Source organism: Sphingomonas sp., from assembly GCF_039595165.1.
In the GTDB taxonomy this organism is placed as follows: Bacteria; Pseudomonadota; Alphaproteobacteria; order Sphingomonadales; family Sphingomonadaceae; genus Sphingomonas.
In genome coordinates this window covers 1-14,964 of sequence record NZ_JBCNMA010000083.1, presented here as the reverse complement: position 1 = coordinate 14,964, position 14,964 = coordinate 1, and the positions used below count along the sequence as shown (strand labels likewise).

Sequence of the window (14,964 nt, the reverse complement as noted above, 5' to 3'; positions counted from 1 at the left end):
GCCGCGCAGCATGGCGGTGACAACGGCCGGATCGTGATCGAGGGGCGGCGAACACCGGATTCGGTGGAACTCGCGATCCGCGACCAGGGCCGTGGCCTCGTACCCGGTACCGAGCACGGCGTGTTCGACACCTTCGCGCAGGGCGAAGGCGGCGACCGCCACGGCGGCAGCGGCCTCGGCCTCGCCATCGTCAAGGGCTTCGCCGACGCGATGCAAGTCGGCGTGCGCGCGGCGAACCAGGCGGATGCCGGCGCGGTGTTCACGCTGAGCTTTCCGCAGGTTGCCGAGGTTTAGATGGCCCTCCGCGCGATGGCCTGATCTCGCGCGTCTGGTTCATCCTTTTGCGATGGTGGAAATGCCGTCATCGTCCATCGTGATAGGGATGCCGGGACCCACTCTTCGGCCGAAAGGCCTATTCGCCGCCGCCGCCGCGTTCATCCTGCTCGGCGCCGCGCCGCCTGCCGAGCGCCGCTACACGGTCATGATGTCGGGGACCGCAAAGGGCAGCCTGACGCTGAACGAGGCACCGGACGGCGCGCAACGGTCGGTACTCAGCTTTCGGGACCGCGGGCGCGGCCCGGACCTGGAGACCGTCGTCCATTACGACCCGCGCGGATTGCCGGTCCGCGTCGCGATCTCGGGTACCGACTATCGCCGCATCGCGACCTCGGAGAATTTCTCGGTCGCCAATGGCCGCGCGACCTGGACCAGCGCGATCGACGAAGGCAGCGCACCGGCAGACGGCTTCTATGTCGTCAACGAAGGCAATGCCGAATCGATTGCGGCGCTCGCCCGCGCGCTGCTTGCCGCGCCCGGCCAGCGCGTGAAGCTGCTGCCCGCCGGCACCGCTTCGATCCGCACCCTCACCACACGGCCGATCACCGGCGGCGGGACCGCGACGCTCTATGCGATCGACGGGCTCGGGATGGGGCCGACGGGAATCTGGCTCGATCAAGAACGCCAGCTCTTCGCCAACGGAATACCCTGGTATGGCGTGATCCGCGCGGGCCATGAAGCCGAGCAGCCGGCCCTGCTCACCGCGCAGGCCGAGGCGTTCGAAAACGAAGCCCGAACCGCTGCGGCAAGCCTCGCGACGCGCCATCAGCGCGGCGTGCTGATCCGCGGCGCGAAGCTGTTCGACGCCGGGACCCGCCGGCTCCGTCCCGGCACCAGCGTGCTCGTGCAAGGCGAGACGATCGCAGCGGTCGGCCCGGACGGCAGCATCGCCGTACCCCGGGGCGCTCACGTGATCGAGGCGCGCGGGCGCGTCCTCATCCCCGGCCTGTGGGACATGCACGTCCATGTCCTGGGCTACGAAGAAGGGATCATGGCGCTTGCCGCGGGGATCACGACGGTGCGCGACCTCGGCAACGACCCGGTGCCGCTCAAGCGGCTCAGCGATCAGTTCGACAGCGGCACGCTGCTTGGTCCGCGCGTCGTCAAGGCCGGGCTGATCGACGGGCGCGGACCCTATGCCGGGCCGACAAAGTCGCTGGTTACGACTCCCGCCGAAGCCGAGGCGGCGGTCGATGCGTTCGCCGCGCTCGGCTATCCGATGGTCAAGCTGTACAGCTCGATGTCGACCGAGGCCGCCCGGGCCGCCATCGCCCGCGCGCACGCCAGGGGCATGCGCGTCGGCGGTCATCTGCCGGCCGGGCTCACGATGGGCGAGGCGGCCGCGCTGGGCTATGACGAGATTCAGCACGGCAATTTCTGGCTGCTGAGCTTCCTCGGTCCCGAGGTGCTGGCGCGCAGCCAGACGCCCGCCCGCTTCACCGACGCCTATAGCCACGGTCACGAGATCGATCCCGACGGGCCGGCGGCGCGGGCGCTGATCGCGCAGCTCGAGGCGCACGGCACCGTCGTCGACCCGACGCTCGTCACCTTCGAGAACATGTTCACCGGCTGGAAGGGCGAGATGGTCGGCTGGACGGCGCCCTGGGCGGAGCGGATGCCGGCCATCTCGCTGCGCGGCGTGCGCGGCGGGGGACGCGCCAGGACGCCCGAAGAGCTCAAGACCTATCGCGCCTCGTTCGCGCGGATGCAGCAGTTGCTCAAGCGCATGCACGATGCCGGCGTGGCGGTGGTCAACGGAACCGATGGCGGCGCGATGCTCTATGCGCGCGAGCTCGAGCTCCACGTCGCCGCCGGGCTTCCGCCGGGCGACGTGCTCTACAATGCGACGCTGGGCGCCGCGCGGGTGATGAAGCTCGACCGCACGAGCGGATCGATCGCCAAGGGCAAGCGCGCCGACCTCGTCCTGCTCGACGGCGACCCGCTCGCGCGCATCGGTGCGGTGCGTTGCGCCGCGCTGGTGGTCAAGCAGGGTACCCTGTTCGACGGCGATGCGCTGGCCGTCGCCGCGGGGCTCGCGCCTCGCCGGGGACGTTGCGCGTGACCACGCGGCGCGGCTTGCTGGGCGGCGGAGCGGCGCTGGCGGCGAGCATGCTGGCCAGCGCGGCGCCCCCCTCGCGCTGGGGCGAGCGCGACTATGCGCGCGCGATGGTCATCGATGCGCAGGGATCGACCGGCGGCGGACAGCGCATGACGCCCGAAGTGATCGCGGCGATCCGTGAAGCGGGAATGACCGCGATCAGCATGACCGTCGGCCGCGTCGGCAGCGGGCCTGGCCAATTCCATGATTCGGTCGCCGAAGTCGCGCGGGTGACCCAGATGTGCCTCGATCACCCGAGGCTCCTGCTGTTCGTCCGGACCGCCGCGGACCTCGCGGAGGCCAAGCGCAGCGGTCGCCTGGGGATCATCTGCAATTTCCAGGATACCAGTCCGCTCGAGGGCGATCCCGCCCATGTCGCGCTGTTCCGCGCGATGGGCGTGCGCATGATCCAGCTGACCTACAACACGCGCAACCTCGCCGGCGACGGCGCCGTCGAGCGCGCCGATGCCGGGCTGTCGGACTATGGCCGCAAGCTGATCGCCGAGATCGAGGCGCAGAAGATCGTCCTCGACCTCAGCCATGGCGGCGCGCGCACGATCGCCGAAGGCGTGGCCGCGGCGACGCGGCCGATGGCGATCAGCCACACCGGCTGCCGCGCGCTGAACGACGTGCCGCGCAACGTCGGCGACGCCACGCTGCGCGCGATGGCCGACAAGGGCGGAGTCGCCGGCATCTATCTGATGCCGTTCTTGCGGGCATCGGGCCAACCGCGGAGCGAGGACCTGATCCGGCATATCGAGCATGCGGTGAAGGTGTGCGGCGAGGAGCATGTCGGCATCGGCACCGACGGCCCGCTCACCGCGCAGCGCACCGACGAGGCCGCCTACGCCGCGCAGCGCAAGTTCTACGAAAGCCGCGCCGCCCGCGGGATCGCCGCGCCGGGGGAAGCGCCCGACATGCTCAACCTGATCCCGGAATATACCAGCCCGCGGCGGTTCCTCGACATCGGCCGCGACCTCGCGGCACGCGGTCATCCGGCGCGGCGCATCGACAAGATACTGGGCGGGAATTTCGCGCGCCTGTTCGGCTCGCTGTGGCCCGACAACTGAGGGGGAAGAAATGAAGATCGTGCTGGCTGCCCTTCTTGCAACGACGCCCCTCGCGGCGGGCACGGCGACCGCGCAGCAGGCGCCCGCGCCGGTGACGGCAAAGCCGATCGCGGTTCCCCCGCTCGCCGCGGTCAAGCGCACGCTCGCCAACGGCATGACGGTCTATGCCCATCGCGATCCGAAGGCGGCGTCGGTCAGCGTCTATGTCTGGTACAGGACCGGCCAGCGCGACGATCCCAAGGGGCGCGGCGGGTTCGCGCACCTGTTCGAGCATCTCATGTTCAAGCCGACGCGCAACCTGCCGCAAGGGGTCAGCGCGTTCCAGTCGAGCTTCGCCGAAAGCGCCAACGCCACCACCTTGTTCGACACGACGCTTTATACGACGACGGCCGCCGCCAACCGCCTCGAAAGCCTGTTGTGGATGGAAGGCGAGCGGCTCCGGAATCTGATCGTCGACGAGAAGCAATATGCTTCCGAACGCGAGGTCGTGAAAGAGGAGCTGCGCCAGCGCATCTTCGCGCAGCCCTATGGCCGCATCCTGCATCATCTGATCCCCGGCTTCGTCTTCACCACTCACCCCTATGGCCGCCCGATCGGCGGAACCGCCGAAGAGCTCGACCGCGCGACATTCGCCGAGGTGAGCGCGTTCCATGAGGCCTTCTACCGCCCGGACAACATGGTCGTGGTGGTCGCGGGCAATTTCGATTCCGGGCAGCTGGATGCGTGGACCGACCGTTATCTCGGCGCGATCCCGAAGCCGGCGGCTCCGCTGATCGTCACGCCGCCCGCCAAGGAGCCCGAGCGAACGGCGCCACGCATCGTCGACGCCTATGCTCCGAACGTACCGTTGCCCGCCATCGTCACCGCCTGGGTCGCGCCGCCTGCCGCCGACCCCGATTCGTTCGGGATCGACATGGTCGACGCGCTGCTCACGCGCGGCGCCGGCGGGCGGCTCAACCGCGTGCTGGTCAGCGAGAAAGGGCTCGCCTCGAGCAACGCGGCGTTCAACTTCCCGACGCGCGACGGCCATGCCTATGCGATCACGACGACGCTCGCCAAGGACGCGAGCGTCGCTGCCGCGGAGGCGGCGCTGGCGAGCGAGCTGGCGGCGCTGCGCGACCGTCCGGTCAGCGCGGAGGAACTCGAGGCGGCCAAGAGCGCGCTGCTCGGCGAAGCGCTCTCGGCGCGCGAGACGACGCAGGGACGTGCGATCCTGATCGGGGACGGCGCGACGCTTGCCGATGATCCCGGCCTTGCCGACAAAAGGCTCGCCGCGATCAGGAACATGACCCCGGCCGATGTGCAGCGCGTCGCCGGCCGCTGGCTCGCAGACCGCCGGCGCGTGACGATCCGCTATCAGGATGAGAGCCTGCGCCCGGCCGGCTATACCGGCGACGTCTCGCCCAACGCCGTCGAGACCATGGGCGTCGTCGTGCCGCCGGCAACGCGCCCGCCGCTCAAGTTCGCCGGCGAGGCCGAGCGCGAGCAGCCGCCGGGGCCGGGACCGCAACGCCGCCAGCCACCGGCCATTACCGAAAGCAAGCTCGCCAACGGCCTGCGCATCGTCAGCGCGCGCTCGACCGATTTGCCCCTGGTTACGCTCGAGCTGGTGCTGCCCGGCGGGGACGCGGGCGACCCCGCGGGGCATGCCGGCCGCGCGGATCTCGCCGCAGCGCTGATGCTGCGCGGCGCGGGCGGGCGTGATGCCGCGGCCTTCGGGGCGGCGCTCGACCGCCTCGGGGCACGCATGTCGGCCACCGCCACGCCGGACGCGACGATCCTCCAGATGACCGTGCCCGCGGCCAATGCCGGGGAAGCGACTCGCCTGATGGCCGACGTGGTCTTGCGGCCGGGCAGCGCCACGGCGGAACTCGAGCGTGAGCGCCGCCGCCTCGTCGACGCGATCGCGGTGAGCGAGCGCCGGCCGATCCAGCTCGCGGTCCGGCTGCTTCCCGCGGCCGTGGCGGCAGGCACGCCTTATGGCAGCGTCGCCACCGCAGCATCCCTGGCAGCGGTCGACGGCGATGATGTCGCCGCGGCGCGCGCGACTTGGGGGCCGCGCACGGGAACGCTGGTCATCACCGGGGCGCTCGACCCGCGCGCGGCGACCGCACTTGCCCAGGCGGCATTCGGCGCCTGGCAGGGAGGCGCCGCACCGGAACTTCCACCGATCCCCGATCCCAGGCCGCGGATCGTCGCGATCGATCTGCCTGGGGTTGCGCAGACCGCCGTGGTGGCGGGGCTTCCGGTCGGGCCGCGAACGGCGGGCGACCATCGCGCGCTGCAAGTCGCCAATGCGGTCCTGGGCGGCGGCTCGGGCGGCTGGCTGGGCAAGGAGATTCGCGAGAAGCGCGGGCTCAGCTATGGCGCCGGAAGCCAGATCGAGATGCGGCGCGGCGCCGGCTATGTGATGGCGGCGACTCAGACCAAGACCGAGTCCGCCGCGGAAGTCGTCGATCTGGTGCTCGCGCAGTTCACGCGGCTTGCCGCGGCGCCGCCCGATCCGGCCGCGGTCGCCGAGCGAAGCGACTACGTCGCGAGGGGCCTCGCCACGCGAACCGATCGCACGGCGAGCCTCGGCGATTATCTCGCGGACCTCGTCGCGACTGGCGCCCCGCTGTCGCTCGCGCGCGAGGAGCTCGGGTCTTCGCCGGCCGTGAGCGGGGAAGCGATCGCAGCGGCGGCGCAACGGCTCGATCCCAAGCGCGCGGTGGTGCTGGTGGTCGGCGACAGCAAGGCATGGCTTCCCGCGCTCAAGACCAAATACCCGTCGGTCGAGATGACCGACGCGGCTAGGCTGATCGCGCCATGATGTCCTTGGCGGCGCTCCTCGTCCTCGCCGCCCAGGCGGCTACGCCCGCGGCGCCTAGCCAGGATGCTGCGTGGCACAATCGCCAGCAGCTTGCGCTGGCCGAGCGTGGCGCCGCGCAAGGCTGGCATGCCACCGCCTCCGGACTGCGCTGGCGGCGCGTCAAGGGCAGCGGGAATGGCGCCCGTCCCTCCGCCGCCGACCGGGTGACGGTCCATTATGCCGGCCGGTTCGTCGACGGCAGCGAGTTCGACAGCTCGATCGCGCGCGGGGAGCCCGCCACCTTCCCCTTGGGCCGCGTCGTCAAGGGCTGGACCGAGGGCGTGCAGCTGGCCGGCGTCGGCGACACGATCGAGCTCGCGATCCCCGCCGAGCTTGCCTATGGGTTCAAGGGCCGCGGACCGATCCCGGGCGGGGCGACGCTGCTCTTCACGATCGAACTGATCGCGATCGCGCCGCCCGCGCCTTGACCCTCACGGGGTCGGCGAAAGCGTCCGTACCACCTTGCCCTTCTCGTCCATGAACTCGATCGATGCGGCGCCGTCATGCGCCACGCGCAGCATCAGGCGCGGCCGGCCCAGACCGTCGCTCAGCGCGACCGCCGAGCTCTTGTCGCGGCTCTTGCCGGCATAGAGCCGCTGCCGCCCGCCGACGCCGTCGGCACGCAGCTTGGCCATGAGCGCATCGCGCTCGGCTCCCGGCGCCATCTTCGCGAGCCGTTCGGCGAGATCGAAATCGAGCGGCGAGTCGGGCCGGTCGCTGACGATCATCGCCGCCATGCGCTGCCCGTCATGTTCGTTCTGGGTGAGCTGAATCACCTGGTCCTGCTCATATTGGTCGAAGCTCAGATGCCCCATGCCCGAAGCCTTGCCGTCCGGACCGCGCTGGCCGCTGAAGATCAGCCCGCCATTTTCGCTGCCCTCGTTATTGTAGAAGATAAGGCCGGCGCCGCGGTTGCCGCTGGGATGCGGGCGCTCCTTGCCACGCATGATGATGCCGGGAGCGCGGCTGGTGTTGGACACGACCAGGCGCAACGTACCGTCGTCCTCGCGGATGTTGATGCGCTTGACGTCGATCGTATCGAAGGTCGCCTTGCCGGCGGCGGGTCCGCTCGACTGGGCGACCGCTCCGATATTCCCCATCATGCCGACGGCGGCCGCCGTCAGCACGGCGGAATAGACCATCAGCAGCTTTGTCGGATCGATCTTCATTGTGCCCTCCTCACCTGGGGTAGATAGCGGTCTCGCAGCTCGGTCTGGCGCGAAGTCATCGGCTGGGCGCTACCACGGATATAGATCGCGACCGGCCGGGTGGTCGTCTCCAGCGGATCGCCGTCCCACAGCACGACGTCTCCGTCCTTGCCCGGCTCGAGCGAACCGATGCGGTCGGCCAGGCCGAAGATCCGCGCCGGATTGATCGTGATCGCCGCGAGCGCCGCGGCATATGGCAGCCCCTCGGCAACAGCATTGCCCGCGTTCTGGCGCAACTCGCGCTCGCGCTGGGGGCCGTTCGGCTCGAATGCGACCGTCACCCCCGCGGCATGCAACCGCCGCGCATTGGTCAGCGTCGCGCCGAGCATCTCGAAGCTGGCCGGGACATTCTCGATCGGGGTGAGCAGAACCGGCACCTTGGCCGCGGCGATCGCCGGGGCGACGCGCCAGCCCTCGGCCGCGCCCTCCAGGATCAGCTTGAGCCCCTGGGCGCGCGCGAAATCGATCATCTCGCGGATGTCCGACGCGCGGTTGACGGTGATCAGCAGCGGCATGCGCCCCTCGACCAGCGGCACCAGCGCGTCGAGATCAGCGCGCGACAACGACAGCGGCGGCATCGCGCCGCGATCATAGTCCGCGCGCCGCCGGGCGTAGCTTCGCACCTCGTCGAGCGCCGCGCGCAACAGGGCGAGCGCAGCGCCGCGCGATCCGCCGCCGCGCTCGGCGCCGTCCTCGCCCATCGCCAGCACCATCGCCACGCCGCGCCGGGTGAGCATCGTGCCGCCCGTGCCGAGCTGGACCGCCGCCGCCTGCCCCGCGAACAGCAGCTCGCGCTGGCCGCTACGGGCATAGCCGGGCACGACGATCGAGCGGGTGATCCCGCCGAGCCGCGCGACCGGGATCAGCACCGAATCCGGGTTGAGCCCGTCGCCGGCATCGAGCGCCGCGCTGACCGCCGGGCTGGCCGAGGCGCGATCGTCGGTCCCCGCGACCGAACGCGCCTCGACGAGGCCGAGCGTGGTGTAGGGGGCGACGAAGCCGGGGGTGGCGACCTTGCCCTGCGCGTCGACCACCGGCACCCCCGGGGGTGGCGTTATCCGTGCGCCGACCGCGATGACGCGGCCCGCGCGGATCACCACCGTGCCGCGCGGAATCTCGCCCATCGGCCCCATGCTGAGGATCCGGGCGTTGACGATCGCGACGTCCTGCCCCGCCGCGGGCGTCGCCAGGAAGCAGGCGAGAAGGACGCTCGCGCGGCCGATCATCGCGTCACCTCGCGCCCCGGCTGGCCCAGCATCATGTCGCTGCGCTGACGCGCCTGCATCGCCGGATCGGCGCGATCCCAGACCAGCGCGCCGTCGATCCACACCCGCTCCGCCAACGCGTAGACGCTGAGCGGATCGGCGCTCCACAGCACGACATCGGCGGCCTTACCCGGCTCGAGCGAGCCGGTCAGCCGGTCGATCCCCATGGCCTTGGCCGGATTGAGCGTGATCCACTTGATCGCGGTGCCGCGGCCCACCGCCAGCCCCGCCGCGCGGCCCGCTGCCATGGCGATCCCCGCTTCCTGGTTGAGGCGCTGGCCGAGCAGCCCGTCGTCCGAATGCAGCACCGCGCAGCCGCCTGCCGCCTCGATCATCGCGGCATTCTCCTCGATCCCGTCGAACGACTCCATCTTCGCCCCCCATGCCTCGGCCCAGGTCGCGATGCAGATGCCCTCGCGCGCGAGCAACGGCGCGATCTTGTAGGCTTCGCTGGCGTGATGGAACGCGGCGATGCGGAAGCCGAACTCGCGCGCGACATCGATCATCACCGTCATCTCGTCGGCGCGGTAGCAATGATTCTGGACCAGGATCTCGCCCTTGAGCACACCCGCCAGCGTATCGAGCTGCAAGTCGCGGCGGGGCGGCTCGCCCGCCCCCTTGGCGCGCCAGACGTCCCAGCGACGCGCATAGTCGGCGGCGGCGATCCAGGCGGCGCGATAGCCCGCGACATTGCCCATCCGCGTCGCCGGCGCCCGCCCGCGCCCGCCGAACGTCGTCTTGGGATTCTCGCCGCAGGCCATCTTGAGGCCATATGGCGCACCGGGCAGCTTCATCGCCTGCACGCTCGTCGCGGGCACGTTGCGCACGGTCACCGAACGTCCGCCGAACAGATTGGCCGATCCCGGCAGCAGCTGCAGCGTGGTCACGCCCGCGGCGCGCGCAAGGCGGAACTTGGGGTCCTGCGGCCACACCGAATGCTCGATCCACGCCTCGGCGGCGTTGGGCGCGGTCGCCTCGTTGGTATCGTCATGCGCGGGGATCGACGGCGAGCCCGACGCGCCGAGATGCGAGTGCGCGTCGATCACGCCCGGGGTCACCCATTTGCCTCGTGCGTCGATCACCGCATAGCCAGCCGGCACGGCGAGCCCCTGCCCCACCGCCTCGACCTTGCCGTCGCGCAGCAGCAGCGTCGCATCGGCGATCTCGGCGCCGGTCCCGGTCAGCACGGTCGCGCCGACGATCGCCAACGGCACCGACGCCGCCGGGGCATAGGTGCTCGGGAACGGGTCGGGCACGGCGAACGGATCGAGCCCGGGTGGCAGTTCCGCCGCAACCAGCAGCGGCGCCAGCGCCAGTATCGCCCAACCTCTCATCGACTCGACCGGGATCATGCTCCCCCCTTTTCAAGCAACGATGGACCGGCCCGATGAATCCCCCAGCCCCTCAATCGGATGGCGGATTTGCGGACGCCATCCATCCTTCCAAGCGGGGCCGCTCGCGACGAATGCGGGTTGCGACAGGAATGGGAGAAGGGGTGGCTGATCTTCGTCTTGCACGCCGTGCGGCGGGGCTTTCGACCGTGTTTCCGGGGTCGCATTTCCCGTCGGAACTGGACGATGGCGTGATCGCATTCGATTCAGGCTTCGCCGCGCCCGATCTGCTGCCCGATCTCACGCCATTCGCCGAGATCGCGCTCAATGCGCATCGCGGTGAAACGCTGCAATATTCCGCCGGCCAGGGCCAGCCGCTCCTGCGCGACTGGATCGCCGATCTCATGAACCGCGACGGCTGCACGCTGACCGCGCAGAACCTGCTGATCGTCAACGGCGCCAAGAACGGCCTGGACCTCATCTCGCGCCTGCTGCTCGACGAAGGTGACGCGATCGTCGTCACGGCGCCGATGTACTTCACCGCGATTCCGATCTTCGGCGTCTATGGCGTCGAGTTCATCGAGATCGGGCAGGACGAAGCCGGCATCCGCGTCGACGAGCTCGAGGCGACCCTCGCCCGCCGCGCGGCCGAAGGTCTGACGGCGCCCAAGCTGATCTACAACGTCGCCGACTTCCATAATCCGAGCGGGGTGACGATGCCGCTCGCGCGGCGCCGCGCGCTGATCGAGCTCGCCGCGCGCAACCACATCGCGATCGTCGAGGACACGCCCTATCGCCGCGTCCGCTTCGAGGGCGAGGCCGTCCCTTCGCTCAAGGCGCTCGATACCCACGGCGTCGTACTGCATGTCGGCACCTTCTCCAAGCTCGTCGCGCCGGGGCTGCGCATGGGCTGGATCGCCGCCGATCCGGCGATCATCGCGCGGCTGATCCGGCTCAAGGCTGAAGGCGGCTCGTCGGCGCTGATCCAGCGCATCCTCTATGAGTTCGGGCGCTCGCCCGCGTTCGACGCGCATGTCGCCCGGGTCCGCGACGCCTATCGCCAGCGGCGCGACCGGATGCTCGCGTCTCTTGACCGCGAGCTGCCCGAGATCCGCGTGCAGGTGCCCGACGGCGGCTATTATCTGTGGCTGACCCTGCCCGTACATGTCGATGGCGACCGGCTCGCCGCCGATGCCGAAGCCGCCGGGATCAACCTGATCGCGGGCAGCCGCTTCTTCGCCGGCGCCACGACCGGCAACCGCGCGCCGCCGCGCAACCATGTCCGGCTGTCCTACAGTTTCGCCGACCCTGACACGATCGAAGCCGGCATCGTCCGCCTGGCCGAGGTCTATCGCGCGATGACCGCGCGGTGAGCAGCGGCATCGGCCCCGCGCTGGTCGAACTCAGCGGCGTCGGCAAGACCTATGACGGCACGCATTGGGCGGTGGCCGACCTCGACCTCTCGGTCCGCCGCGGCGAGTTCCTGACTCTGCTCGGCCCCTCGGGATCGGGCAAGACCACCACGTTGATGATGCTGGCCGGGTTCGAACGGGTCAGCACCGGCGACATCCGCCTCGACGGCGGGTCGCTCGCCGACAAGCCGCCGCACCGCCGCAACATGGGCGTCGTGTTCCAAAACTACGCGCTGTTCCCGCACATGACGGTCGCCCGCAACCTCGCCTTCCCGCTCGCCGTGCGCGGCATCCGCGGCGCCGCGGCGGAGGCGCGGATCGCCGACGCGCTCGCGCTGGTCAATCTCGACGGGCTGGGCGATCGCCGCATCAACACCATCTCGGGCGGACAACAGCAGCGCGTCGCGCTCGCCCGCGCCCTGATCTTCGGCCCCGATGTGGTGCTGATGGACGAACCGCTCGGCGCGCTCGACCGCCAGCTGCGCGAGAAGCTTCAGGTGGAGATCAAGCAGATCCAGCGCCGCACCGGCATCACCGTGATCTACGTCACGCACGACCAGGCCGAGGCGCTGGCGATGAGCGATCGTATCGCGGTGTTCGCGGACGGGCGGCTGCAGCAGGTCGACACGCCGCGCGCGATCTACGACACCCCGGCGAACGCCTTCGTCGCCGGATTCATCGGCGAGAACAACCGGCTCGACGGCATCGTCGTGGAGCGCAGCGACGGTCGCTGCACGATCGAGATCGCCGGCGGCGCGACCGTTCGCGCACGTGCGACCAACGGCCTTGCGACCGGCGACCGCGCGATCGTCACGGTGCGGCCGGAAGCGGTGCAGACCGGGCAGGATGCCGGTGAGCTCGCCAATCGCTTCGATGCGGTGGTGGAGGATCGGCTCTATCTGGGCGACCATACGCGGATCTACGCGCGGCTGCCCGGTGGCGATCAGGTGACGGCGCGTTCGCCGGGGGCGGTACGCCATGACCGGATCGCGCTCGGCTGGGCAATCGACAGCGCTTTCGCCTTCGCCCAGAAGGAGACGGTGGGAGGCACGGACGGATGATTCCACGGGGGTGCAGAACCTGGCTCGCGGGCCTCGCCGCCGCGCTGGCGCTGGCCGGATGCGATGGCGCCGAGAAGCCGCGCCCCCTGACCGTGGTCGGCTGGGGCGGCAGCTCGCAGGCGGCCGACCGCCAGGCGCTGGTCGCCCCGTTCGGCAAGTCGACCGGCATCGCGGTACGCGAGGACAGCTGGCACGGCGGAATCGGCGTGATCCGGACCAAGGTGCTGGGCGGCGACACCAGCTGGGATGTCGTCCAGGCCGAGACCGAGGAGATCATCCTCGGCTGTGAGGAGGGACTGTTCGAGCCGCTCGACTGGGCCGCGCTCGGCGGGCGCTCGGCCTTCACCGATGCCGCGGTCAACACCTGCGGCGTCGGATCACAGCTCTGGTCTTACCTGATCGGCTATGACGGCGACCGCATCGCAGGCGCAGGACCGCAGAGCTGGGCGGATTTCTGGGACGTCCGCCGCTTCCCCGGCAAGCGCGGTATCCGCAAGACGCCCAAATATGCGCTCGAGATCGCGCTGATGGCCGACGGCGTGCCTGCGGCGGAAATCTATCCGGTGCTGCGCACCCGAGCCGGGGTGGACCGCGCCTTCCGCAAGCTCGACGAGCTCAAGCCGCACGTCGTTTGGTGGTCCTCGGTGGCACAGGTTCCCGACCTGCTCGGGTCGGGCGAGGTGGTGATGTCGGTCACCAGCCCGGGCCGCCTGGTCGTCGCCAACCGCGACGAGAAGCGCAACTTCAAGCTGCAGTGGAACGGCAACATCTACGCCGTCGACTATTGGGCAATCCTCAAGAACAGCCCACGCAAAGCCGAGGCGATGCAGTTCATCCGCTTCGCGACGCGGCCCGAGAACCAGATGAACCTCGCGCGGATCATGCCCACGGGCCTTACGAGCCGGGTGGCGCAGGCCAGGATCGAGCCGCGCTGGCGCGAGAATACCGCGACCGAGCCGGAAAATATGAAACGCGCGCTCAAGCTCGACGGCGATTTCTGGGTCGAATATGGCGACGAGCTGACTCAGCGCTTCAATGCCTGGGTCGCGCAGTGAAACGGTTCTGGCCGTTCGCGCTGCTCGCCCCGCTGCTCCTCACGCTGCTCGTCGCCTTCGCCGCACCGGTGGCGATGATGCTGATGCGCGGGGTGAGCGAGCAGGAACTGCCCGTGGTGATGCCGCGCACGGCGAAGGCGCTGCGCGCATGGGACGGCGCCGGGTTTCCGCCCGACACCGCCGCGGCGACCGCAGCAGGCGAGATGCGCGCGGCGCGTCATGCCGGGACGATCAACCGGATCGCCAACCGCCTGAACTACGATATCGTCGGCTCGCGCAGCCTGATCTTCGCGACCGCCGCGCGGCTCGACCAGGGTGCCGCCGGCGGTTCGGTCGCCGATCTCGCCCGGATCGACCCGCGCTGGGGCGATCGGGCGACCTGGTCGGCGATGCGCCATGCCAGCGGGCCGTCGAGCAGCTTCTACCTCTGGGCCGCGCTCGATCGCCGCGTCGACCCCGACGGCCATATCGTCTCCGTCCCGTCCGAACAGGCGGTATTCGTTGAGATCCTGCTGCGAACCTTCAAGATCAGCGCGATCGTCGCCCTGCTCTGCATCGTGCTGGGCTATCCGGTCGCCTATCTGGTCGCGCGCGCGCCATCCAAATTCGCCAATCCGCTGCTGATCGTCGTGCTGCTGCCGTTCTGGACCTCGACGCTGGTGCGAACCACCGCCTGGGTCGTGCTGCTGCAGACCAACGGTGTGGTCAACGGGCTGATCCAGGCGCTGGGGCTCGCGCAGGCGCCGCTGCCGCTGCTCTACAGCCGGACCGGAGTCTATATCGCCATGACGCATGTGCTGCTGCCGTTCTTCATCCTGCCGCTCTACGGCGTGATGCGGCGCGTACCGCCCGACACGCTCCGCGCCGCGCGATCGCTCGGCGCCGGGCCGGTATCCGCATTCGTGCGCGTCTATTTCCCGCAGACCTTGCCGGGCGTGATCGCCGGTGCGGTGATCGTCTTCACGCTGGCGCTCGGCTATTACATCACGCCGGCGCTGGTCGGCGGCGGCGCCGACCAGATGGTGAGCGCGTCGATCGCCTTCTACACCAACCGCTCGCTCAACTGGGGCATGGCGGCGGCGCTCAGCATCCTGCTGGTAATTCCCCTCGGCGCAATTCTGATCCTCGGCCGCAGCGTGTCCGGATGGCGGCCGATATGAGCGCGCCCGCCTCGCACGGCGAGCGCGTCGCGCGCATCGCCCTGATCGCAGTCGCGGGGCTCGTCCTCGCCTTCCTGCTGCTTCCGATCCTCGCGATCGTGCCGATGTCGTTCAATC

At 70.1% G+C, this 14,964-nt stretch carries 12 protein-coding genes; 9 read left to right on the top strand and 3 right to left on the bottom strand.

What is annotated here, in order from left to right:
• The 5 genes from ABDV68_RS13375 to ABDV68_RS13355 all read left to right on the top strand — a co-directional run.
• A partial coding sequence (locus ABDV68_RS13375) for an ATP-binding protein (protein ID WP_343520523.1) occupies positions 1 to 294 on the top strand: 294 nt, incomplete at its 5' end.
• 88 nt (positions 295 to 382) lie between these two features.
• On the top strand, positions 383 to 2,398 hold the full coding sequence (locus tag ABDV68_RS13370) for an amidohydrolase family protein (protein WP_343520521.1): 2,016 nt from the start codon (positions 383 to 385) through the stop codon (positions 2,396 to 2,398).
• A complete protein-coding gene (locus ABDV68_RS13365; RefSeq protein WP_343520520.1) occupies positions 2,395 to 3,504 on the top strand; it encodes a membrane dipeptidase in 1,110 nt (369 codons plus the stop codon). The genes ABDV68_RS13370 and ABDV68_RS13365 overlap by 4 nt, the downstream gene beginning before the upstream one ends.
• A 10-nt stretch (positions 3,505 to 3,514) precedes the next feature.
• The gene (locus ABDV68_RS13360) at positions 3,515 to 6,316 is read left to right on the top strand and encodes a pitrilysin family protein (RefSeq protein WP_343520519.1); all 2,802 of its coding nucleotides are present in this window, start codon (positions 3,515 to 3,517) and stop codon (positions 6,314 to 6,316) included.
• Positions 6,316 to 6,783, top strand: coding sequence for an FKBP-type peptidyl-prolyl cis-trans isomerase (locus tag ABDV68_RS13355; RefSeq protein WP_343520518.1), 468 nt, complete (start codon positions 6,316 to 6,318; stop codon positions 6,781 to 6,783). The genes ABDV68_RS13360 and ABDV68_RS13355 overlap by 1 nt, the downstream gene beginning before the upstream one ends.
• A 3-nt stretch (positions 6,784 to 6,786) precedes the next feature.
• On the opposite strand, the gene ABDV68_RS13350 is transcribed toward ABDV68_RS13355, so the two are convergent.
• Genes ABDV68_RS13350 through ABDV68_RS13340 form a run of 3 tightly spaced genes read right to left on the bottom strand, consistent with a single transcriptional unit; the run spans position 6,787 to position 10,180 of the window.
• Positions 6,787 to 7,524 (bottom strand): hypothetical protein, encoded by a 738-nt coding sequence (locus ABDV68_RS13350; protein WP_343520517.1) that lies wholly within the window; start codon positions 7,522 to 7,524, stop codon positions 6,787 to 6,789.
• Positions 7,521 to 8,789, bottom strand: coding sequence for an amidohydrolase family protein (locus tag ABDV68_RS13345; RefSeq protein WP_343520516.1), 1,269 nt, complete (start codon positions 8,787 to 8,789; stop codon positions 7,521 to 7,523). Before ABDV68_RS13345 ends, ABDV68_RS13350 begins: the two co-directional genes overlap by 4 nt.
• Positions 8,786 to 10,180, bottom strand: coding sequence for an amidohydrolase (locus tag ABDV68_RS13340; RefSeq protein ID WP_343520515.1), 1,395 nt, complete (start codon positions 10,178 to 10,180; stop codon positions 8,786 to 8,788). The genes ABDV68_RS13345 and ABDV68_RS13340 overlap by 4 nt, the downstream gene beginning before the upstream one ends.
• 143 nt (positions 10,181 to 10,323) lie before the next feature.
• On the opposite strand from ABDV68_RS13340, the gene ABDV68_RS13335 reads away from it, so the two are divergent.
• The 4 genes from ABDV68_RS13335 to ABDV68_RS13320 are packed head-to-tail and all read left to right on the top strand — an operon-like array spanning position 10,324 to position 14,847.
• Entirely contained in the window at positions 10,324 to 11,532 is a 1,209-nt protein-coding gene (locus ABDV68_RS13335) for a PLP-dependent aminotransferase family protein (RefSeq protein ID WP_343520513.1), read from the top strand.
• On the top strand, positions 11,529 to 12,632 hold the full coding sequence (locus ABDV68_RS13330) for an ABC transporter ATP-binding protein (protein WP_343520512.1): 1,104 nt from the start codon (positions 11,529 to 11,531) through the stop codon (positions 12,630 to 12,632). The genes ABDV68_RS13335 and ABDV68_RS13330 overlap by 4 nt, the downstream gene beginning before the upstream one ends.
• Positions 12,629 to 13,687 (top strand): ABC transporter substrate-binding protein, encoded by a 1,059-nt coding sequence (locus tag ABDV68_RS13325; protein ID WP_343520511.1) that lies wholly within the window; start codon positions 12,629 to 12,631, stop codon positions 13,685 to 13,687. The genes ABDV68_RS13330 and ABDV68_RS13325 overlap by 4 nt, the downstream gene beginning before the upstream one ends.
• Positions 13,684 to 14,847: an ABC transporter permease gene (locus tag ABDV68_RS13320; RefSeq protein WP_343520510.1), complete on the top strand. Its 1,164-nt coding sequence runs from the start codon at positions 13,684 to 13,686 to the stop codon at positions 14,845 to 14,847. Before ABDV68_RS13325 ends, ABDV68_RS13320 begins: the two co-directional genes overlap by 4 nt.
• Positions 14,848 to 14,964 lie beyond the last annotated feature (117 nt).